Here is a 20,497-nt window from a genome sequence, read left to right as displayed (position 1 = left end):
AATCAGTATTATACAGTAAAAAGCCTGATTCTCATCAGGCTTTTTTTATAATGTTATTTGTAATTCATAATATAACGGCTTAAATCAGGCAGATGTTCTTTTTTTCTGCTTAATTCATACTCATAAATACTACGACCCAGATTTTTCATGAAAGGGTAACATACTGTTTCATATTCGTATTTCCCATCGTTGTAAATGCCATCTTCATTGCTTTGTACTACGGCTGTAAGAAAAAACTCAACCTTATTTTTAAAATCAACAAAATAAGAATTGTCTATAATGAAACCATAACTATCGCCATATTTATTAAATATCCTTATATTAGGTTCAATCACAGCATTTTTTTCTCTTCCATAAAAAAGCATTTTAGCATAAGTAGGCCAAAATTCTTTAGGGTCATATTTAGGATAATCACTTTCTGTGGGAAGTTTGCTCATATAAGTATAAATGAGTTTGTAATCATCAGGCGTGAGGTTAAACTGTTCTTTTTTTGAATAAGCCTCAGGTATCATTAAGCGTTTCATTAATGATTGCTGATCTTTAACCGTAAAAACATTTTTATTCTCAAAACTGTAAGGTTTATTTACCAATTGTTCATTAGAATCCATATAACCTATACCCACAATAAGATTGGTTAATTTTAAAGGATAATCTTTAGGATCGTATTGTGGTGCCTGACTGTATACTAACAGGTCTCCATTATAGAAACGGATGGGATTGGTGTTTTTTTCACGTTCTCCGCCGTCGCCTATAGCTAACCTGTTTAGAATCCGACTTTCGGTCATTCCGTATTTTTTAAGCTTGGCATTGATTTCAGCTCTTCCAATAAATTCAAACAAGCGGTTATAAGCATCATTATCGCTGGTCAGTAAAACTTTTTTAATATAATGTGCAATAGATGGCTTTCCATTTGCAGCGCTGAGATCTTCTGTAACTTTGGTTTGGCCTTTAAAAGCAGTATCAGTGATCATGATGCTGTTGGCTGTTAAGCCTGGTACTTTTAATTCATTGATTTTCTCAAGAGCAAAAATTACAGCAGCGAGCTTAACTGTACTTGCAGGGTAAAAATAACGTACAGGATTAAAATTATAGCTGTAAGTGGTGAAACTCGGTTTATTGTTTTTATCACGGCTTACTTGAGTATACATAATCTGAACCTCGTTTTTGGTAGGATGATTAAGTATGCTCGAAAACAATTCGGGTTTACTTTCCATTAACTTCTTTAAGAAAACGGTATCTGTTTTTTGTGCCATGGCAACATTTGATAAGAGAAATAGTGTTAATAAGCAATATCGTTTAAGCATGATTAGCAATTTGTTTAATTTTAAAGATAGGCAAAAACCCATATGTACAGGTAAAAATGCTTTATTAGTTATAAAAATATATTTTTATAACATATTTAGCTACTTTTGTTAAGTAAATAAGATGAATGATGGAAAACAAATCTAATTTAAGAACCGCAATTATATGGGCTTTTATAGCTTTAGTTATTGTTTTAAGAGTAATAGCTCCGATAATGCCTGGAGCAGAGTTTTTAGCTAATCTTTCCGGTATTGGAGCAGTAGCGCTTTTTAGTGGCGCATATTATAAAAAAAGCTGGTTAGCTGTATTAATAACTGTATCTACACTTTTGGTAAGTGATTTATTACTTGTCTTTGTTAAAGGGGTTGATTATGGTTTTTACCAAGGTTGGTATTATACTTATCTGGCTTTATTTGCCATGATAATGACCGGACACGTAATGCTTAAAAAGGTAAACATTGTAAATGCGGCAGGTGCTGCTTTAGTAGCTGTATTTTTGCATTGGATTATTTCTGATTTTGGTGTCTGGTACGGCTCAACATTTTATCCTCAAACCTCAGCTGGTTTCTGGGCTTGTTTAGTTGCTGCTATACCTTTTGAACTAAGATTTTTGTATAGTACATTAATTTATTCGGTATTAATGTTCACTACTTTTGAATTAATAAAAGCTAAATATCCTTGGTTATCTTTAACAAGTAAAGTCCAGTAAGTAAGGATTTAGAAAAAGCCCTTTAAAATACCCTTTTACTTAAAATGTAAAAGGGTATTTTTTTTAAATTTATAATATGAAAAAGAGATTAGTTGTATTAACAGGAGCAGGTATAAGTGCAGAAAGTGGTTTGAAAACATTTAGAGGTGCGGATGGTTTGTGGGAGGGTTATCAGGTAACAGATGTGGCTACGCCTGAAGCGTGGAGACGCAACCCTGAATTAGTTCAACGGTTTTATAATGAGCGACGCCAACAGATTTTAAATGCTGAGCCTAATTTTGCTCATAAAGCTTTAGCACTACTGGAAAATCAATTCGATGTTCATATTATTACCCAGAATATAGACGATCTGCATGAAAGAGCCGGATCGCAAAACGTTACACACTTACATGGTCTTATCACTTATGCGCAATCGAGTATAGATTCAGATCTTATTTATCCTATAGATGGAGGTGAACTTAAAATGGGAGATCATTGTGAATTAGGTTCGCAATTAAGACCACATGTGGTTTGGTTTGGAGAAGCCGTACCTAAGATTGAGGAAGCCTCAGAAATTTGTCAAACAGCAGATATTTTCTTATTAATCGGTACTTCGCTTGCTGTTTATCCGGCTGCAGGATTAGTAGATTATGTTCCTGATCACACGCTTAAATATGTTATAGATCCGGATATTCCTAATGTTAAGCACTATAAAAACATTATACTGATACACAAAAAAGCAACAGAAGGTATGGCAGATTTTCTTTCTATGCTTAATGCGAATGTTTAAGTTAATTGTGTTGTGAAATTTTTAAAACGAGAAAAAAGTCATATATTGGTGTGACAAATTTCTCTTTTATGAAAAATATAAAATATAAAATACAAGATTTACCCATACAAATTGCTTCAGAGCCTGAAATTTTATATACATCAGGTAAAAAACTAAATGAGTACTCCATTACAAAATTTAACGCGCTTAATAAAAAATTACTTTTTAACCAGGCAGAGTGGGCTACTATCCTGCATATAAGTGATAGAACCTTGCAGCGCTATTTAAAAGAACATAAACCTTTTGAAGGCCTATATGCAGAGCACTTGTATCAGTTAGAAAATATGGCAGATCTTGCTCTTAAGGTATTTGATCATGCAAATGAAGTTAAATTGTGGCTTCAAGAGCCCAAGGATGTATTGGGTAAGATACTTGATTTTTCGGCTTTACAATCATTTTGGGGCGTAAAGTTAATTAGTAATGAACTGGGGCGTATTCTTTATGGTGTTTATATATGATCGTATATAGAATAGCTCATGTAAAATACATCGATGACAAGGAAGGAATTGGGGCTAAATTATTTGGAGGAAGATGGAATGAAATAAATACCCCTTGTCTCTATACCAGTCAGCATGTATCATTGGCTTTTCTAGAAAAATTTGTTCATGCCAAAGCAAAAGAACAAATGACAGATATGATTTTATTAGAAATAGAATTGCCAGATGAAAGTGGAATTATTTTAAATGTTGATGATAAAAAACTTACTCAAAACTGGGAGGAAGATATTCATTATACCCAATGGATAGGGAGCCAGTTTTTAGAAGACCACTCTATTCTTGCTTTTTCTGTGCCTTCAGTTCTTGTACCTTTTGAACGGAATTATGTAATCAATACGCGTTCTTCTTTTTTTAAAGAAGTTAATTTTAAAAGAAGATTTAATCTTGCTGCCGACCTTAGATTTTTAAATAAACTGCTTTAGATTGTATTGTGCTTATTTAGCTAATTTAGATCTTACTTTGCATTTATTTGGTATAATATGAGCCAAAATAATATTTTGTTTAATTATTTATATTGTTGAAAATCAAGATATTTATATGTTAATGTGTAAACTTTTAATTTATTAACAAGCTTTTTTTAACCAGTTCTCTTATTAAAATACAGAATATTATTTTGTTTTTAATTTTAATATGTTTATTTTCAGTGTTATAGGATGTTTATTTAAGGTAAGATTAATGTCTTTGATATGCAGCTTTAAAATCACTTCTCATTGTTTTAAACCGCTCTGCAATACCTTGTATAAACTCTTCGTCTATAATCTGGAAAATTTCATTTACTCCCCCTCCGCTCAGATCTAATTCGGATATTTTAAAGCTTTGTTCCAGTTGACCTTGCTCAAATTTGATAATATATTTTTGTCCCATTTGAAAAATGGTAATCTTACACTCAGGGTGTGGTAATTCTGCTACTACTCTCATATTTAATTTTTGTTAAAAAATCCCGGGCACTTCAATACCCGGGATGATATTATTTATTAAAGATTAACACCAATTTCTTTTAGAAGGAAATCGGCATGATCAATTTTTGAAGCAGCCCAAAGTACATATCTTATATCTACACCTATAGAACGGCTATAGCTTTCATTCCAGGCATAATCATTAATCGTGGCACCATATGCTCTGTCGAAATTAACACCAATAAGCTCGCCATAAGCATTCATGATAGGAGAGCCTGAATTACCGCCGGTAGTATCCATGTCATATAAAAAGGCTACCGGAACATCATTTAATTCTTTTTTAACAAAAGGACCAAAATCTTTTTTATTCCACAGCTCCTTGATGATATTAGGATAATAAAAATCAGGGTTACCCGTAGCCCCTTTCTCTAAAATACCTTTGATACTGGTATAAGGAGACATATAAGTAGCATCGGCGGGCGAATAACCTCTTACATAACCATAAGTTAGTCTCAAAGTGCTATTTGCGTCTGGTATAAAGTTTTTATTCAGGAATTTTTCTTTAACATTTACATAATCGCCCATTAATTTGTTCAAAAGCCCATCTCTTCTGTCTTTTTCAGGTTTTAGCTCAGTAATTTGCTTGGCAATATCATTTTCAAAGTTCAATAAGGCATCGTTGTATCCTGAAAGATTTTTAACAGATTTTAGAAGCGTATTATATACATATTCTTGGTCTTTTAACTTGGTTAAACCAAAAGTATCATTAATGTATTCATTGATACCTGCTTCATTATTAGTTGTTCTTCCGGTAATTTTATCTACTGCACTTACTTTTTGATTTGTTGTAAAGGCTGATGCATCTGTGAGCATTTTTTTGAAGATACGCCTGTCTACATCTATGTCATAAGCTTCATAAATAGTATTGAGTGTTTGTTTTAATTTAGCTATATTATTATTAAAAAAGATTTCTTTTTGAGCATTAGGCTGCTTGTTTAATTCATTTTTAAAAATATTGATATTTTTAGCAACGTTAAGCAGACTGGTAGAAGTATAGATTTGTCCGAACCATAGGTCCCTGTTAGCATCGCTATTAATCAGTTTGTAAAGATTGTCAATATCAGATAAAAGGTTGCCATATTGGTTTTTCATATCTGTATTGTTATTAATAAAAGTAGCTAAGGCTGAATCTTCCTGCTTTTTCTGTTCTATCAGATCAATGCCTTTGATACCGGCAATTTTCCCTCTGTAGTTTTTCATTACGTTGGCATTTCGTTTAATTCTGGTGGCCAGTTTAATTTCTGTGGCCTTATCTTTTTTGCCAATTGTTTCCATAGTTGTATTCTGGAAATCATATAAATCTGAAGTATAGGGAAGAACATATTTTGCTTGATATTCTATAAACTGCGCCGGACGATGACGGTAAGTTTTTCCTGGGTAACCTAAAATAAACACAAAATCTTCTTCGTTTGTGCCATGTGCATTAACTTTTAAGAATTTTTTAGGGGTATAAGGCACATTATCTTTTGAGTATTTAGCTGGTTTACCATCTTTGCTAACATATGCTCTCATGAAAGAATAATCGCCTGTATGTCTTGGCCATACCCAGTTATCTGTTTCGCCACCAAATTCGCCTATCTGGCGATTGGGAACGTAAACTAATCTAACATCCTGTATGGTTTTATATCTGAAGAGTACATAGCTTTTACCAATAAACATTTCAGATACTTCTGCTTTAATGGTAGGGTCTTTTTTCTCAGCCTCTAAAGCCAGATTTTTCATCATGTTGTTGATGATCTGTAAACGTGAAGCAGGGTCGGTTACTTGTGCAACTGCTCCAAGAACTTTGTCAGAAACGTCTTCATAACTATCTGTGATACGGCAGGTAAGGCCTTTGGCCTCAATCTCCTGTTCGCGGGTGCGGGCAACAAAACCTTTATTAAGATAGTCGTTTTCAGGTGTGCTGGCCAATTGCACGGCACTAAATGCGCAATGATGGTTGGTAATGATCAACCCTTCGTTAGAAATAAAAGAACCGGTACAACCGCCCACATTTACCAAAGCATCTACCAAACTTATCCCATTAGGATTATAAACCTCATTTGGGTCTATTTTAAGACCTGCTTTTTTCAAGTCCACTTTATGTATCTCGCTTAGAGGAAACATACCTTCTTCGCGTAATTTATAGCTGAACTGAAATAATCCGGCTACAATTAAAGCTCCTACAGCTAAAAACTTTTTATTCATTCTTCTGTATTTAAGTATTAAATCATGCAAAGCTAACTAAATTGTTGTTAACAAAGGTTTATTGTTGATTAGTTTTGAGTGTGCCGTGATTTTAAATGAGTTTGTGAGACAGTTTAATTTAAAGATGTTTACATTTGTAATATGGCCGAAGATTTATTGATTATTAAAGATGCTTCTAAAAAAGAGAAGTACAAATCTATTATTCCACAAATTGAAGCTCTTGTAACTGGAGAGACCGATGGCATTGCCAATATGGCTAATGTGTGTGCAGCTTTAAAAGAACAATTTAACTGGTTCTGGGTAGGTTTTTATCTTGTTAAAAATGAAGAGCTTGTTTTAGGCCCTTTTCAAGGGCCGGTGGCATGTACCAGAATTAAAAAAGGTAAAGGTGTATGTGGTACTTCATGGCAAAAAAAAGAAATAATTATAGTGCCTAATGTAGATGAATTTCCAGGGCACATTGCCTGTGCATCAGCTTCAAAATCAGAGATTGTTTTGCCTTTGATCAAGAATGATGAGGTATGGGGAATTCTGGATATTGATAGTGAATATCTTTCTCATTTTGATGATGTTGATGCAATTTACCTCAATGAAATATTAAAATTTATAAATGGCTAAACTTCCGGTTTCTTTTTATCAGGATTACGATGTGATTTCCTTAGCTAAGCAATTACTGGGGAAACAACTGTTTACGTTTGTAGATGGAGAACTTACAGGTGGTATGATTACTGAGACAGAAGCTTACAGAGGCGTGAGTGATAAAGCCAGTCATGCATATGGAGGAAGATTTACACCCCGTACAGAGGTGATGTATAAGAAAGGTGGTATCAGTTATGTTTATCTGTGTTATGGTATGCATCATTTGCTGAATGTGGTTACGGCAGGTGAAGGTACACCCCATGCAGTTTTAATAAGAGGAATAGAGCCACGTATAGGTATAGATATCATGCTGCATCGCAGAAATAAAATCAAGCTACAACCTCAGCTAACTGCTGGACCAGGAGCCTTAAGTCAAGCATTGGCTGTAGATAGAACGTTGAACGGTAAGGCGTTTACTGGAAACGAAATATGGATTGAAGATAGTGATGTTGTAATTTCTCATCAACAGATTGTTGCTACAAAAAGAATAGGGATAGCTTATGCGCAGGAACATGCAGAATTACCCTGGCGATTTTACATCAGAGGAAATCCTTTTGTTAGCAAACCTAATAAAGGCTAAGAATTTTTAACAATTTTACTATTGCTCGGGCTTTTTCATTAATATTGAAACATGATTTTTGAGAACAATATTGCCTTTGCCCGTAACTTAGATGCTCAGGATGTACTTGCTGAAATGCGTAATGAATTTCTTTTTCCTGAACAAAATAATAAACAATTTATCTATTTGTGTGGTAATTCTTTAGGTCTACAGCCTAAAGTAGCTAAAGAGGTATTGCAGCGGCAACTTGATAACTGGAAAAACCTCGCTGTTGAAGGTTGGTTTGATGGACAAGAACCTTGGATGTTCTATCATAAAGAACTTAAGAAACTAATGGCTCCAATTGTAGGTGCATTACCGGCTGAAGTTTGTCCGATGAATACATTAACCGTTAACCTGCATTTATTAATGGTGAGTTTTTATCAGCCAAAAGGTAAAAAATACAAAATTGTAATGGAAGCCGGGGCATTCCCTTCAGACCAATACGCCATTGAAAGCCAGGTTAGGTTTCACGGATTTAATGCTGATGATGCTATTATAGAAGTAAAACCTCGTGAAGGAGAATATACATTAAGAACCGAAGATATTGTGAAGACTATTGACGAGCACGGAGATGAAATCGCTTTGGTTCTATTTGGCGGGATCAATTACTTTACAGGACAATGGTTTGATATGGAAGCTATAACCGTAGCTGGGCATAAAGTAGGTGCAAAGGTGGGTTTTGACTTAGCTCACGCTGCAGGAAATGTGCCCTTGAAACTTCATGACTGGGATATAGATTTTGCCTGCTGGTGCTCATATAAATATCAGAATTCAGGTCCTGGGGGGATTAGCGGAATCTTTGTTCATGAAAAACATTTTGCAGATAAGGGCTTGCATCGTTTTGCAGGCTGGTGGGGGTACAATGAATCGCAACGTTTTAAAATGGAAAAAGGATTTATTCCTGAAGCAGGGGCAGATGGATGGCAGATAAGCTGTACCCAAGTTATGCCTATGGCATTATATCATGCATCGCTCACACTGTTTGAAAAAGCAGGTTTTATGGATATACTTAGAAATAAAAGTAAAACTTTAACTTCTTATTTATTTTATATTATAAATGAGGTTAATAAAGAATTAGGAGAGGAACAATATAAAATCATTACTCCTCAAAATGAAGAGGAAAGAGGTGCGCAGGTATCTATCATTGCAAAAGCAAGTGGTAAAGTTATTTTTGATCATTTGGTGGCCAATAATATATTGGGCGACTGGCGTGAGCCTAATGTGATCCGTTTAAGTCCGGTACCGATGTATAATAGTTTTGAAGATGTTTACCGCACTGGAGAGTTGTTATTAGCTGTAGCAAGAAGTATTTAAAATGATCAATTACAATCCTAAAGACTGGATCAGTTTTATTTTTCATATCCACAAGGCAGATACATTTCATAAATTGTGGAAGCTGATGATTAGCGTAGCTATTTTTTCTGCTCTGATTGCTTATTTAGAACTTAATCATTTACAACTGGCAGAAACTACCTATATCAAAAATATGGGCATGATGCATAATCTTTTGGGTTTTGTTATTTCACTGCTGTTGGTTTTCAGAACAAATACCTCTTATGACAGGTGGTGGGAAGGCCGACGTAATTTGGGTACACTCGTTAACGTATCTAGAAATTTTGCATTACGCATCAATGCCTTGAATTTAGATGAAGAAGACAAAAAATTCTTTGTTTATGCTATACCTAAATATGCTTTTGCTCTAAAAGAGCACTTACGTGAGAAGCAGTATTTTGGCAAAGATGCTATAATGATCAGAATTGATGAGGGTAAGCATATTCCAAATCAGGTTGCAGCAAGTATCGTATCAAGACTTTACGTATTACAACGTGAGGGCAAAATAACAGGAGAGCAGCTAATTACCCTGAACAATGATGCCTCGCAGTTTACAGAAGTTTGCGGAGCATGTGAAAGAATTAAAAATACACCCATACCTTATTCTTACAGCGCTTTTATTAAAAAGTTCATCTTTGTTTACGTACTTACATTACCAGTAGGTTGGGTGTTTAGCTTGGGGTATTTTGTGGTGCTGATCGTGCCCTTCATTTTGTATGTATTGGCGAGTTTGGAACTGATTGCAGAAGAAATTGAAAATCCTTTCGGTACCGATGCCAATGATCTTCCTGTTGATGAAATCTGCAACAATATAGAAAAACATATAGGTGAAATCATCAGTTCATGATAAAGATTGCTTATCATCCTATTTATGCGCATCCTTTGCCAGAAGGCCATCGTTTTCCGATGCTTAAATATGAGCTAATTCCACAACAGCTTTTGCATGAAGGAATAATTACTACTGAAAACTTATTTGAACCTGAACCTGCCTCGGAAGAAAATATATTAGCGGTACATGATGCAGTATATTGGCTACAACTCAAAGAACTCCAATTACCAGCAAAAGAACAACGACGCATAGGTTTCCCATTGAATGCCCGGCTTATTGAACGTGAAATCAGAATAGCACAGGGAACCATAGAAGGTGCTTTATGGGCAAAGAAGCATAAAATTGCTTTTAATATTGCCGGAGGTACGCATCATGCAGGCAGTTATTGGGGCGAAGGTTTTTGTTTATTGAATGATCAGGCTATTGCGGCACAATATTTACTTGATCATAATTTAGCAAAATATATTCTGATTGTTGATCTAGATGTGCATCAGGGGAATGGTACTGCACAAATATTTGAAAATGAAGACCGTGTATTTACGTTTTCCATGCACGGGGATAAGAATTTCCCGTTCCGGAAAGAAAAATCAAGCTTAGACATTGCGCTACCCAATGGAGTAAGTGACCAAGAATATCTTGAAATTCTAAAAAAAACCTTTCCTGAAATTATTCGGGTACATCAACCTGACTTTGTTTTTTATCTCTCGGGAGTAGATGTTTTAGCAAGTGATAAACTGGGCAAACTGGCTTTGAGTATCGATGCTTGTAAAGAACGTGATCGTATTGTATTTGAAAATTGCCAAAAATACTCTCTTCCGGTACAGGTAAGTATGGGAGGAGGTTATTCTGAGGATATTAAAATAATTGTAAATGCGCATTGCAATACTTTTAGAACAGCCTTTGATCTGTTTAGTTAAAAATTACCTTTTAAATTCCACATCAATAACTTCCTGTCTACTCTGGGAATTATTTTCGATTGAAATTGTACCCTATATAGTGTATTTTGTACAATTTCTATAAGCGTTTTGGAGCTTGTATGGTGCCTTTTTTTTTGGTAATTTAGGCCCAAAACATACAATAATGATAAATAAAGTTGTTGCAGACGCAGATGTAGCCATTGCCGACATTACAGATGGTAAAACCTTAATGTTGGGCGGTTTCGGACTTTGCGGAATCCCTGAAAACTGTATCAAATCGCTCGTAAAAAAAGGTGTTAAAGATCTTACGTGTATATCAAATAATGCAGGAGTTGATGATTTTGGTATCGGTCTAATGTTGCAAGGTAAGCAGGTTAAGAAAATGATCGCCTCTTATGTAGGTGAAAACGCAGAATTTGAAAGACAGTTGTTAAGTGGAGAGTTAGAAGTAGAACTCATCCCACAAGGAACGCTTGCTACCCGTTGTTTAGCGGCAGGATATGGTATGCCTGCTATTTTCACACCGGCAGGTGTAGGTACAGAAGTAGCCGAAGGTAAGGAAGTGCGTAATTTTAAGGGTAAAGATTATTTAATGGAATATGCTTTTGATGCAGATTTTGCTATTGTAAAGGCCTGGAAAGGCGATACAGCAGGAAACCTGATCTTTCGCTCAACTAGCAGAAACTTTAATCCCGTAATGGCTATGGCGGGTAAAATCACTATTGCCGAAGTAGAAGAACTGGTTGAAGTTGGCGAGTTAGATCCAGATCATATCCATACTCCCGGAATTTATGTACATCGTATTTTTCAGGGTAAAGATTATGAGAAACGTATTGAACAACGTACAGTAAGAAGCAAAGCCTAAGCCCAATGAAACAGTTGATAAGTATAGAAGAAGTGACAATGTTTCTGCTTGCTATTTTTGCTTTTTCTTATTTAGACTATAGTTGGTGGGTTTTTCCGGCTTTGTTACTGTTATCTGATCTTAGCATGTTAGGTTATATATTCAATGCTAAAATTGGGTCAATAATATATAATGTTTTTCATCATAAGGCATTAGCACTGCTGTTGTTTATGCTTGGTCTTTATTGTTCATGGGCGATAGTTCAGCTTACAGGCATTGTATTATTTGCCCATTCAAGTATGGATAGGGCATTAGGTTACGGATTGAAATATTTTACAGGCTTTAATGATACCCATCTGGGTAAAATTGGTAGAAGAAATTAATTATGGCATTATCAAAAGAAGGCATTGCGCAACGCATTGCCAAAGAAATAAAAGATGGTTACTATGTAAATTTAGGAATAGGTATTCCCACATTGGTAGCTAATTATATCCCTCAGGGTATTAACGTGGTATTACAATCTGAAAATGGTTTACTGGGTATGGGTCCTTTTCCATATGAAGGAGAGGAAGATGCTGATTTAATCAATGCCGGTAAACAGACCATTACAACCTTGCCAGGTTCTGTAATTTTTGATTCAGCTATGAGTTTTGGTATGATACGGGCACAGAAAATAGATCTGACCATTTTAGGTGCCATGGAGGTTTCTGAGAATGGTGATATTGCAAACTGGAAAATTCCGGGTAAAATGGTAAAAGGGATGGGAGGGGCTATGGATCTGGTAGCATCCGCAAAAAATATTATCGTTGCTATGCAACATGTCAATAAAGCAGGCGAAAGTAAATTGTTACCACAGTGCACTTTACCTTTAACCGGTGTAAAGTGTATTAAAAAAATTGTAACAGAATTAGCAGTTCTGGAGGTTTTACCAGAAGGTGGATTTAAACTTCTGGAACGTGCACCTGGCGTTAGTGTAGATTTTATTAGAAATGCCACAGCAGGCAAACTGTATGCAGATGATAATGTGCCTGAGATGGTAATCGATTAAATATTTTTCAAACAATTTTTTATGGATTTACGTTTATAAGTCATCTTGTAATAAAAAAAATACATATTAAATGAGAAAAATTTTAATCAAAAGAAGTCTGTTGTTAGGAGCGCTATTTATCCTATTTACTATTACAAATCTGAGTGCGCAATCGAATGTTTTTAACTTGATTGTGAAAGAAGATCTAATGGATTGTGTAGGTGTAGCCCCTCAAAAATGCTATCAGGTAAAATATAGCAACAGTAAAGACTGGGAAGCATTTTACAGCCAGATTTCTGGATTTAAATATCAGGAAGGTTATCGTTATACTTTAAAAGTAAGAAGAACTCGTTTGCAAAATGTTCCGGCTGACGCATCCTCATATAACTACAAGTTAGTTAGAATAGTTAAAAAGGTAAAAATGAATACTAATCCTTCAAAGGAAAACAGTATGCTTACTTATATAACCGATCACACTTGGAAACTGATCAGGCTGGATGGGAGAGATCTTAAAGAAGTACAGCCCACCCTTAATTTTGATTTTGATAAAAAAGGAATTTCGGGTCACGGAGGTTGTAACGGTTTTTTTGGTAGTTTTGAACTTAAAAAAGATGAATTATCTTTTAGCAAAATAGGTAGTACGTTAATGTACTGTGAAGGTGAAAAAAGTAAAGTTGAGGGAGATTTTTTACGCTCACTGGAAAAAGGACCGTACACGTTTGATGTAGCAGACCAAACACTTAATTTTTATAAGGATAATAAATTAGTGATGATGTTTGCAAAAACAGAGAAACAAAAGAAATAAATAAAAATTTAAAGAAAAAGCTGCTTACGGGCAGCTTTTTCTATTATATTCAATACAAAGAATTCCATTTTAGGGTAATTTATAGTATTAAATGAATCAAAGCACAGTATTTCTTGTAGCTTTGCCTCATCAAAAGAAATTCATATGAAAAGAACTTCAATCTCATTATGGGCTTTGTGCTTTTTGTTCCTTTTTTCATGTAGTAACGAAAAACAACTACCAATCTTTGGCGAACGCAGCGTTAAAATCGTAAAAGGAGCCGATGGAATAGACAGGATAGATACGGTTTATAAAACTGTTCCTGATTTTAAATTTCTTAACCAGGATAGCATTTACATTACACAAGCTGATTTTAAAGGGAAAATCTATGTAACTGATTTCTTTTTTACTTCATGTTCTACTATTTGCCCTGTAATGCACCGTAACCTAAAAGAGGTTTATGAAAAGTTTAAAAGTAACCCTGAAGTTATGTTCTTATCGCATACTATTGATTTTAAGTACGATAAACCTTCTGTTTTAAAAAAATATGCTCAGAAGTTAGGTGTAGATACCAAAAAATGGGAATTTGTTTATGGTGATAAAGAAAATGTTTATACACTGGCAGAAAAAGATTACTTAGTTGCAGTAAAAGAAGACAGTTCTGCAACTGATGGGTATATACATCAGGGATGGTTGGTCCTGGTAGATAAACACAGACGTTTAAGAGGAGCTTACGATGGAACAAAAAGTGAGGAAGTGGCCAAATTAGAGAAAGATATCGCTATTTTATTAGCAGAAAAAGAATAAAGATGCGTAAATACGTTTTAGCTATTGTTTTTTCCTTACTGATCGGAAGTAGCATTTTATCTTGTCAAGATGAAGGACAGATTGAGCAGGCAAAATATTTAACAGGAGGAAAAGACCTTTACAAACTACATTGCCAGAATTGCCATGGCGAAAATGGGGAAGGATTAGGTGAACTTGCTCCGCCACTTACCGATAGTGTATTCTTAGCTGATCATAAACAAAAACTGGCCTGTTATATCAAGAACGGGTTAAGTGATACCATAACCGTTAATGGTATAAAGTATGATAGCAAAATGCCCGGATTTAAACAATTAAATGATATAGATATAGCTAAGCTCATTGTTTATATTACCAATTCATTTGGTCATAAACAGGGTATGTACAAATATGAGCAGGTGGCTGCTGATTTGCAGAACTGCAAATGATAATTACCGGGTAAAAATTAATATTTTTGCATTCTAATTTTCTTAACATTGAAATATCCGCATTTTAAAGACTTAATTTTATTTGAAAATCAAGATTATATTGTAGTGAACAAACCACCTTTTGTAGCTTCTTTAGATGAAAGAGGAGCTTCGGGAGCTGGAGAAATAAATATCTTACGCTTAGCTAAACAATATACGGGTGATGCCCAGATTTGCCATCGTTTAGATAAAGAGACTTCGGGAGCTATGGTAATTGCTAAAAACCCCGAAGCTTACCGTTCTTTATCTATACAATTTGAAAAACGTAAGGTAAATAAAACTTATCATGCAATTGTAGATGGCCAATTCCAGTTTGAGAACCTGCTGGTAGATCTGCCCATTTTAAACGAAGGCAATAAAAATGTAACCATTGACAGGATAGAGGGTAAACGTGCCGAAACTTATTTCAATTCGCTTAAGTATTATAAGCATTATACACTGGTTGAGTGCAAACCTATAACAGGTCGTATGCACCAGATCCGTATCCATCTCGCCACACAAAGAGCTGCTATCTGTGGCGATACCATGTATAGAGGTAAACCCGTATATTTATCTAATATTAAAAGAGGGTACAAGCTTACAGATGAGGAAGAGCAGCCTATTATGAAAAGATTTGCTTTACATGCGAGGAAAATCGTTTTTAAAGGCATAGATGGTAAAGATATCGAAATTGAGGCCCCTTACCCTAAAGATTTTGCCACGCTCTTAAAATTATTGGATAAATTCGACGCATAGTTGACTGAATAAAAAAGAGGAACGTATGCAGAGTAGGTTAGTTACATTTTTGGATCATTTAAACAGCTATAGAAAATCAAAAATATCTAACCGCAATTTTCTTGTTGCTGTATCTGTACTGGTCGGTATCATGGCAGGTCTGGCAGCTTCATTGCTCAAATCTCTTACCCACCATATTGAGCATTTTTTACAAAACGATTTACATTGGCGATATAAATATTATTTATACTTCTTGTTCCCCGGCATTGGTATTTTCTTTTCGGTATTGTACGTACGTAAATTTATACGTAAAGGAAAATTTGAAACAGGGCTAACCCCTTTGTTATATACCATTTCAAAGAAGTCGAGTAATGTAGAACCCCACAATAGCTATTCGCAGATTATAACGGCCGCATTAACCGTAGGCTTTGGTGGTTCAACCGGACTGGAAGCCCCTATTGTTACCAGTGGAGCATCTATTGGTTCTACTTTAGGTCGTTACTTAGGGCTAAGTTACCGTGAAATTACACTTTTATTGGCTTGTGGTGCAGCGGCAGGCATAGCAGGGGCATTTAATAGTCCTGTGGCTGGAATAGTCTTTGCCATAGAAATCCTTTTACCAGAATTTACTATTCCGGCTTTTATCCCTCTATTACTTTCGGCAGCTACGGCATCTGTGGTAGCTCAGTTGTTTTATAAAGAACAGTTATTTTATCTGGTAACTCAGGGCTGGGAGATGAAAGCGTTGCTTTTTTATATCTTACTTGCAGGGCTAATAGGATTGTATTCCATTTATTTTGGTAAGGCCAATAATCTGGTTAAAGGGCTTTTTTATAAGATTAAGAATCCCTATAAAAAGGTTGTTGTAGGGGGGATAGCATTAGGAATTTTAGTGTTCTTGTTTCCTACTTTATATGGCGAGGGCTATTTAACCATAAAAGAACTGCTAACCGGAAATCACAATGCAGTAGTGTCTAATAGTATTTTTTCTGAGTATGGTAATTTTCCTATTGTAATTATTTTGTTTACGGTAGTTACCATTTTTGCCAAATCTTTAGCTACTTTGACTACACTTGGAGCAGGAGGAAACGGAGGAATATTTGCCCCAAGCTTAATTATTGGGGGGTTAATAGGCTTTGTACTGGCCTACACAATTAATATTTCGGGTTTTGCTCAAGTAAATACAGCCAATTTTATCGTAGCAGGAATGGCTGCAGCTTTAGGGTCAATAATGCATGCCCCTTTAACAGGTATATTTCTAATTGCTGAAATTACTGGAGGTTATATACTAATGGTTCCCTTAATGATTACAACAGCCTTGGCTTATCTTATTAACCGGAGCGTGAATAAATATTCAATTTATACTAAACCCCTTGCAGAAAAAGGCGAATTGTCGCATTATGAAGATAAAGATACTACGGTACTAAATATGATCAAGCTTAAATATTTGGTGCAAAAGGAAGGACTTACTTTAAATATTGATGAGAGCATAACCGAGAAAATTTCGGATATGATTGCTGCCAAACAAAGTGTATTTGCCGTATTGAATGCAGAAAGTGAATTAATAGGTCTTGTTTTTCTGAATGATGCACTTAATGTTATGTTTAACGCAAATGGAAAAGAAGGCAATGCTAAGATCAGCGTTAAGAAATTACTCCATAAACCCGAAGTAGTATTGAGTACAGAGACAGAGCTGAAAGAGGTATTGAGGCAAATGGATGTTTCGGGTTATAACAATTTACCGGTAGTAGATGAGTTTAATAGATTTGTTGGCTTTGTAGCCAAATCGCAGATTTTCAATAAATATAGGGCATTACTTGCACGTATGGCCGATTATATGAGCTAAAAAAGCCCTGCTTTTATAGCAAGGCTTTTCTTATAGTTTAGTCGTTCCTTTTCAACCCGAATTTTTCAATTTTACTGTAAAGATGACTTCTCTGGATATCAATCTCATCAGCCGTTTTAGATACATTCCAATTGTTTTTCTCCAGCTTAAATTTGATAAACTCTTTTTCAGCATGATCTTTATAATCCTGAAAATTTGCAAAACTATCATAATTTAAACCAATTGTTGCTGTGTTATTGCTATGATTAGAAGCGGCAGAACCACCTGAATGAGTAGCTGAAGAAGGATTGGCAAAAGCAATTACATCATGTTCGGTAATTACTTTATCACTTAAAATGATCAATCTTTCAATCATGTTATGCAATTCCCTGATGTTCCCTGTCCATGGTAACGCTTTTAAAGCATTCATACCTCCATCGCTTATTTTCTTTACAGGCATGCCATAATCTGAACAGATTTCTTCTAAGAAACTCTGCGCAATTACAGGAATATCATCTACACGTTCGGTTAGGTTAGGAACATGTATGTTAATTACATTTAGGCGATGGTAAAGGTCCATCCTAAAATTGCCAGCTTCTATTTCTTTAAGCAAATCTTTATTGGTAGCCGCCAATACCCTCACTTTAACTTCAATCTCTTTTTCGCCACCTACACGGGTAATTTTATTTTCTTGTAAAGCTCTCAATACTTTAGCCTGAGCAGATAAGCTCATGTCGCCAATTTCATCTAAAAATAGGGTACCACCATTAGCCAGTTCAAATTTACCGATACGTTGCTTAACAGCGGAGGTAAATGAACCTTTTTCGTGTCCAAATAATTCACTCTCAATGAGTTCAGAAGGGATAGCTGCACAGTTCACCTCAATTAACTGTCCATCGGCACGGTTTGATTTTTCATGTAACCAGCGAGCAACCAATTCTTTTCCACTACCATTGGCACCTGTAATTAAAACACGAGCATCAGTAGGGGCAACACGTTCAATGGTTTCTTTAATGCGGCTTATGGCCTCAGAACCACCTAAAATTTCTCTGGTTTTGCTAACTTTGCGTTTTAGAACTTTGGTTTCAGTGACTAAAGAACCTCTATCTAAACCATTTCTAACTGTAATTAAAAGACGGTTTAGATCAGGCGGTTTTGAAATGAAATCAAATGCACCTTTTTTACTGGCTTCAACAGCAGTTTCAACCGTTCCATGTCCTGAGATCATAATGAACGGCAGGTCCGGTTTAATGGCTAAGGCAGTTTCCAATACCTCTATACCATCCATTTTGTTCATTTTGATATCGCAAAGAACGAGGTCATAGTCATTCTTTTTGATCATTTCCAGGCCATCTATGCCATTATCGATGTCATCTACTTCATAGTTTTCGTATTCTAAGATCTCTCTCAGCGTGCTTCTAATAGCCCTTTCATCATCAATTATAAGCAATTTAGCCATATGTATTAAACTTTAGTTCTATTGCGAATATATTACTTTTTGTTAAAATGTATATTTTTTTATACAATTTTAACAAGCGAAGAGAAGAGTTGGGATTGGTTAAAATAAAAAAGAAAATGCAAGCCTGTAAGCCGGGTTCTGTATTTCAGTACTGAAATTTCTATCATTAATCTAGTATAAATGTTGCCATTTACATCAAACGACCTACCCACTAACATCGAACGAGCAGCCCTACATGCGTTAGCCTATTTGGTCTTTCAATTCCCGGGGTTTACCAAAACGTTAATCACTTAACGAGATCGTGAGCTCTTACCTCACGTTTTCACCCTTACCTCGGTAAACCGTGGCGGTATTATTTCTGTGGCACTTTCCATAATTCAGGTTTTCATTCCTGAACCTCTTCCCGTTAGGAAGCGAGATGCTCTGTATTGCCCGGACTTTCCTCTTTCCCATAAACGGAACAGCGATAGAACGGCTTGCATTTTACAAAGTTAAGGTTTATAATTTAAAACCCTATGGTTCTAGACCGATCATGATCATTATTTTATCAGTTTAAAAGCCTCCCTTGTTAATAAAAACAGGCAAATAAGTGATAAAAACTGCATAGAGTTTCCTATATTCGCTAAAACTTAATTAAGCATGTTTCCAACCGTATCGCACTTTATTTCTTATCTGTTTGGCATAGAGATACCTTTGCCATTTAATACTTTTGGTGTATTTGTAGCCTTAGCTTTTGTTGCTGCCTACTGGGCTTTTACACAAGAGTTAAAACGTAAGGAAGCGCTTGGCATATTAAAACCATTTAAAAAAACAGTAACTGTTGGTACGCCTGTTTCAACTATGGAAATGGTTTCTAATGGTTTCTTTGGTTTTATTATAGGTTATAAACTCATTGATGCCTTGCTTAATTATAAACTGTTTGTTGCAGATACGCAGTCATTTATTTTATCAGCCAGAGGAAATCTTTTGGGAGGCATCGCTTTAGCGGCTCTTTTTGTGTACTGGGCTTATAAAGAAAAGGAAAAAACAAAATTAGCTAAACCTAAAACCACAGAAATTACTGTACATCCTTATGAAGTGATGAGCAGCATGGTGGTGTGGGCTGCTGTTTTTGGTTTTTTAGGCGCTAAAGTATTTGATAATCTGGAGCATTGGGACAGTTTTGTACAAGATCCAATAGGTGGATTGCTTTCTTTTAGTGGTTTGACCTTTTACGGTGGATTAATATGCGGAGGTGCTGCTGTTTTATACATTGCTAATAAATATGGCATAAAGCCTTTGCATATGTTAGATGTAGGGGCCCCGGGAATGATGCTTGCCTACAGCGTGGGGCGTATAGGCTGTCATTTATCTGGTGATGGTGACTGGGGTATCGTTAATTTACATCCAAAGCCTTTTTCGTGGCTACCTGATTGGGCATGGGCTTACACTTATCCAAATAATGTTGCTGGCGAGGGCGTACCTATAGAAGGATGCATAGGGAGGTACTGCAATGTATTGCCTAATCCGGTTTATCCTACACCGCTATATGAGATTATAGCCGCATTTATCATCTTTTTAATCTTGTGGAAATTAAGAAAGCGTATCCAGATACCGGGTATCATGTTTGGTATTTATCTGATGTTTGCTGGTGTAGAGCGTTTTTTCATAGAACTGATCAGGGTAAACTCTAAATACAGAATAGGAGATCTTTCATTTACACAGGCAGAACTGATTTCGGTAATTTTATTTATCGCAGGCTTGTTAATGGTTCTTCTTGCAACAAGAAACAAAGAAAAACTGGCTAAGTATTAAAC

Annotated in this window: 22 protein-coding genes and 1 other RNA gene; 18 read left to right on the top strand and 5 right to left on the bottom strand. The window is 35.5% G+C overall.

Features of this window, described 5'->3' with window-relative positions; genetic code table 11:
• Positions 1 to 53: 53 nt before the first annotated feature.
• Complete coding sequence (locus tag ACLHG9_RS11445; protein ID WP_410221619.1) at positions 54 to 1,253, bottom strand: serine hydrolase; 1,200 nt, start codon at positions 1,251 to 1,253, stop codon at positions 54 to 56.
• 176 nt (positions 1,254 to 1,429) lie between these two features.
• Here ACLHG9_RS11445 and ACLHG9_RS11440 point away from each other — a divergent pair, with 176 nt between their 5' ends.
• The 4 genes from ACLHG9_RS11440 (at position 1,430) to ACLHG9_RS11425 (ending at position 3,738) form a co-directional block, all read left to right on the top strand.
• Positions 1,430 to 2,011, top strand: coding sequence for a DUF6580 family putative transport protein (locus ACLHG9_RS11440; RefSeq protein WP_410221618.1), 582 nt, complete (start codon positions 1,430 to 1,432; stop codon positions 2,009 to 2,011).
• A 76-nt stretch (positions 2,012 to 2,087) separates the two neighbouring features.
• The gene (locus tag ACLHG9_RS11435) at positions 2,088 to 2,780 is read left to right on the top strand and encodes an SIR2 family NAD-dependent protein deacylase (protein WP_410221617.1); all 693 of its coding nucleotides are present in this window, start codon (positions 2,088 to 2,090) and stop codon (positions 2,778 to 2,780) included.
• Positions 2,781 to 2,848: 68 nt separating this feature from the next.
• The gene (locus tag ACLHG9_RS11430; protein WP_410221616.1) at positions 2,849 to 3,277 is read left to right on the top strand and encodes a hypothetical protein; all 429 of its coding nucleotides are present in this window, start codon (positions 2,849 to 2,851) and stop codon (positions 3,275 to 3,277) included.
• Positions 3,274 to 3,738 (top strand): RES family NAD+ phosphorylase, encoded by a 465-nt coding sequence (locus ACLHG9_RS11425; protein ID WP_410221615.1) that lies wholly within the window; start codon positions 3,274 to 3,276, stop codon positions 3,736 to 3,738. The genes ACLHG9_RS11430 and ACLHG9_RS11425 overlap by 4 nt, the downstream gene beginning before the upstream one ends.
• Positions 3,739 to 3,988: 250 nt before the next feature.
• On the opposite strand, the gene ACLHG9_RS11420 is transcribed toward ACLHG9_RS11425, so the two are convergent.
• A complete protein-coding gene (locus ACLHG9_RS11420; protein WP_410221614.1) occupies positions 3,989 to 4,234 on the bottom strand; it encodes a hypothetical protein in 246 nt (81 codons plus the stop codon).
• A gap of 56 nt (positions 4,235 to 4,290) precedes the next feature.
• A complete protein-coding gene (locus tag ACLHG9_RS11415; protein WP_410221613.1) occupies positions 4,291 to 6,459 on the bottom strand; it encodes a S46 family peptidase in 2,169 nt (722 codons plus the stop codon).
• Between the two features lie 141 nt (positions 6,460 to 6,600).
• Between ACLHG9_RS11415 and ACLHG9_RS11410 the strand changes: the two genes are divergently transcribed.
• From ACLHG9_RS11410 to ACLHG9_RS11350, 13 genes are all read left to right on the top strand, one after another.
• The gene (locus ACLHG9_RS11410; RefSeq protein ID WP_410221612.1) at positions 6,601 to 7,077 is read left to right on the top strand and encodes a GAF domain-containing protein; all 477 of its coding nucleotides are present in this window, start codon (positions 6,601 to 6,603) and stop codon (positions 7,075 to 7,077) included.
• Complete coding sequence (locus tag ACLHG9_RS11405; RefSeq protein ID WP_410221611.1) at positions 7,070 to 7,678, top strand: DNA-3-methyladenine glycosylase; 609 nt, start codon at positions 7,070 to 7,072, stop codon at positions 7,676 to 7,678. Before ACLHG9_RS11410 ends, ACLHG9_RS11405 begins: the two co-directional genes overlap by 8 nt.
• Before the next feature lie 51 nt (positions 7,679 to 7,729).
• Entirely contained in the window at positions 7,730 to 9,013 is a 1,284-nt protein-coding gene (gene kynU, locus ACLHG9_RS11400; protein WP_410221610.1) for a kynureninase, read from the top strand.
• Between the two features lies 1 nt (position 9,014).
• The gene (locus ACLHG9_RS11395) at positions 9,015 to 9,878 is read left to right on the top strand and encodes a bestrophin family protein (protein ID WP_410221609.1); all 864 of its coding nucleotides are present in this window, start codon (positions 9,015 to 9,017) and stop codon (positions 9,876 to 9,878) included.
• On the top strand, positions 9,875 to 10,777 hold the full coding sequence (locus tag ACLHG9_RS11390) for a histone deacetylase (protein ID WP_410221608.1): 903 nt from the start codon (positions 9,875 to 9,877) through the stop codon (positions 10,775 to 10,777). Before ACLHG9_RS11395 ends, ACLHG9_RS11390 begins: the two co-directional genes overlap by 4 nt.
• Before the next feature lie 163 nt (positions 10,778 to 10,940).
• Positions 10,941 to 11,642, top strand: a complete 702-nt coding sequence (locus tag ACLHG9_RS11385) for a CoA transferase subunit A (protein ID WP_410221607.1) — start codon at positions 10,941 to 10,943, stop codon at positions 11,640 to 11,642.
• A 5-nt stretch (positions 11,643 to 11,647) separates the two neighbouring features.
• The gene (locus ACLHG9_RS11380) at positions 11,648 to 12,004 is read left to right on the top strand and encodes a DUF4260 domain-containing protein (RefSeq protein ID WP_410221606.1); all 357 of its coding nucleotides are present in this window, start codon (positions 11,648 to 11,650) and stop codon (positions 12,002 to 12,004) included.
• A gap of 2 nt (positions 12,005 to 12,006) precedes the next feature.
• Complete coding sequence (locus tag ACLHG9_RS11375; RefSeq protein ID WP_410221605.1) at positions 12,007 to 12,669, top strand: 3-oxoacid CoA-transferase subunit B; 663 nt, start codon at positions 12,007 to 12,009, stop codon at positions 12,667 to 12,669.
• Positions 12,670 to 12,739: 70 nt separating this feature from the next.
• Positions 12,740 to 13,453 carry a DUF4377 domain-containing protein gene (locus tag ACLHG9_RS11370; RefSeq protein WP_410221604.1) on the top strand — a complete coding sequence of 238 codons (714 nt, stop codon included), beginning with the start codon at positions 12,740 to 12,742 and terminating at the stop codon, positions 13,451 to 13,453.
• 144 nt (positions 13,454 to 13,597) lie between these two features.
• Positions 13,598 to 14,239, top strand: a complete 642-nt coding sequence (locus ACLHG9_RS11365) for an SCO family protein (protein WP_410221603.1) — start codon at positions 13,598 to 13,600, stop codon at positions 14,237 to 14,239.
• A gap of 2 nt (positions 14,240 to 14,241) precedes the next feature.
• Complete coding sequence (locus tag ACLHG9_RS11360) at positions 14,242 to 14,664, top strand: c-type cytochrome (protein WP_410221602.1); 423 nt, start codon at positions 14,242 to 14,244, stop codon at positions 14,662 to 14,664.
• 48 nt (positions 14,665 to 14,712) lie between these two features.
• Positions 14,713 to 15,438, top strand: a complete 726-nt coding sequence (locus tag ACLHG9_RS11355) for an RluA family pseudouridine synthase (protein WP_410221601.1) — start codon at positions 14,713 to 14,715, stop codon at positions 15,436 to 15,438.
• A gap of 25 nt (positions 15,439 to 15,463) precedes the next feature.
• Positions 15,464 to 17,263, top strand: coding sequence for a chloride channel protein (locus ACLHG9_RS11350; RefSeq protein ID WP_410221600.1), 1,800 nt, complete (start codon positions 15,464 to 15,466; stop codon positions 17,261 to 17,263).
• 37 nt (positions 17,264 to 17,300) lie between these two features.
• Here the strand turns inward: ACLHG9_RS11350 and ACLHG9_RS11345 are convergent, their stop codons facing one another.
• Both ACLHG9_RS11345 and rnpB read right to left on the bottom strand, forming a co-directional pair.
• On the bottom strand, positions 17,301 to 18,701 hold the full coding sequence (locus ACLHG9_RS11345) for a sigma-54-dependent transcriptional regulator (protein WP_410221599.1): 1,401 nt from the start codon (positions 18,699 to 18,701) through the stop codon (positions 17,301 to 17,303).
• A gap of 111 nt (positions 18,702 to 18,812) precedes the next feature.
• An RNA gene (gene rnpB, locus ACLHG9_RS11340) (RNase P RNA component class A) lies at positions 18,813 to 19,184 on the bottom strand.
• Positions 19,185 to 19,340: 156 nt separating this feature from the next.
• Between rnpB and ACLHG9_RS11335 the strand changes: the two genes are divergently transcribed.
• A complete protein-coding gene (locus ACLHG9_RS11335; RefSeq protein WP_410221598.1) occupies positions 19,341 to 20,495 on the top strand; it encodes a prolipoprotein diacylglyceryl transferase in 1,155 nt (384 codons plus the stop codon).
• Positions 20,496 to 20,497: the final 2 nt, after the last annotated feature.

This window comes from Pedobacter sp. (assembly GCF_046462515.1).
In the GTDB taxonomy this organism is placed as follows: Bacteria; Bacteroidota; Bacteroidia; order Sphingobacteriales; family Sphingobacteriaceae; genus Pedobacter.
This window is presented reverse-complemented; position numbering and strand designations above follow the sequence as displayed.

Excerpts from the sequence above, each read along its gene's own strand:
- ACLHG9_RS11435 (WP_410221617.1), top strand. The coding sequence starts at position 2,088 with ATGAAAAAGAGATTAGTTGTATTAACAGGAGCAGGTATAAGTGCAGAA.
- ACLHG9_RS11370 (WP_410221604.1), top strand. The coding sequence starts at position 12,740 with ATGAGAAAAATTTTAATCAAAAGAAGTCTGTTGTTAGGAGCGCTATTT.
- ACLHG9_RS11425 (WP_410221615.1), top strand. The coding sequence starts at position 3,274 with ATGATCGTATATAGAATAGCTCATGTAAAATACATCGATGACAAGGAA.
- kynU (WP_410221610.1), top strand. The coding sequence starts at position 7,730 with ATGATTTTTGAGAACAATATTGCCTTTGCCCGTAACTTAGATGCTCAG.
- ACLHG9_RS11385 (WP_410221607.1), top strand. The coding sequence starts at position 10,941 with ATGATAAATAAAGTTGTTGCAGACGCAGATGTAGCCATTGCCGACATT.
- ACLHG9_RS11410 (WP_410221612.1), top strand. The coding sequence starts at position 6,601 with ATGGCCGAAGATTTATTGATTATTAAAGATGCTTCTAAAAAAGAGAAG.
- ACLHG9_RS11345 (WP_410221599.1), bottom strand. The coding sequence starts at position 18,701 with ATGGCTAAATTGCTTATAATTGATGATGAAAGGGCTATTAGAAGCACG.
- ACLHG9_RS11415 (WP_410221613.1), bottom strand. The coding sequence starts at position 6,459 with ATGAATAAAAAGTTTTTAGCTGTAGGAGCTTTAATTGTAGCCGGATTA.
- ACLHG9_RS11430 (WP_410221616.1), top strand. The coding sequence starts at position 2,849 with ATGAAAAATATAAAATATAAAATACAAGATTTACCCATACAAATTGCT.
- ACLHG9_RS11375 (WP_410221605.1), top strand. The coding sequence starts at position 12,007 with ATGGCATTATCAAAAGAAGGCATTGCGCAACGCATTGCCAAAGAAATA.
- ACLHG9_RS11440 (WP_410221618.1), top strand. The coding sequence starts at position 1,430 with ATGATGGAAAACAAATCTAATTTAAGAACCGCAATTATATGGGCTTTT.
- ACLHG9_RS11395 (WP_410221609.1), top strand. The coding sequence starts at position 9,015 with ATGATCAATTACAATCCTAAAGACTGGATCAGTTTTATTTTTCATATC.
- ACLHG9_RS11335 (WP_410221598.1), top strand. The coding sequence starts at position 19,341 with ATGTTTCCAACCGTATCGCACTTTATTTCTTATCTGTTTGGCATAGAG.
- ACLHG9_RS11420 (WP_410221614.1), bottom strand. The coding sequence starts at position 4,234 with ATGAGAGTAGTAGCAGAATTACCACACCCTGAGTGTAAGATTACCATT.
- ACLHG9_RS11380 (WP_410221606.1), top strand. The coding sequence starts at position 11,648 with ATGAAACAGTTGATAAGTATAGAAGAAGTGACAATGTTTCTGCTTGCT.
- ACLHG9_RS11445 (WP_410221619.1), bottom strand. The coding sequence starts at position 1,253 with ATGGCACAAAAAACAGATACCGTTTTCTTAAAGAAGTTAATGGAAAGT.
- ACLHG9_RS11350 (WP_410221600.1), top strand. The coding sequence starts at position 15,464 with ATGCAGAGTAGGTTAGTTACATTTTTGGATCATTTAAACAGCTATAGA.
- ACLHG9_RS11405 (WP_410221611.1), top strand. The coding sequence starts at position 7,070 with ATGGCTAAACTTCCGGTTTCTTTTTATCAGGATTACGATGTGATTTCC.
- ACLHG9_RS11365 (WP_410221603.1), top strand. The coding sequence starts at position 13,598 with ATGAAAAGAACTTCAATCTCATTATGGGCTTTGTGCTTTTTGTTCCTT.
- ACLHG9_RS11360 (WP_410221602.1), top strand. The coding sequence starts at position 14,242 with ATGCGTAAATACGTTTTAGCTATTGTTTTTTCCTTACTGATCGGAAGT.
- ACLHG9_RS11390 (WP_410221608.1), top strand. The coding sequence starts at position 9,875 with ATGATAAAGATTGCTTATCATCCTATTTATGCGCATCCTTTGCCAGAA.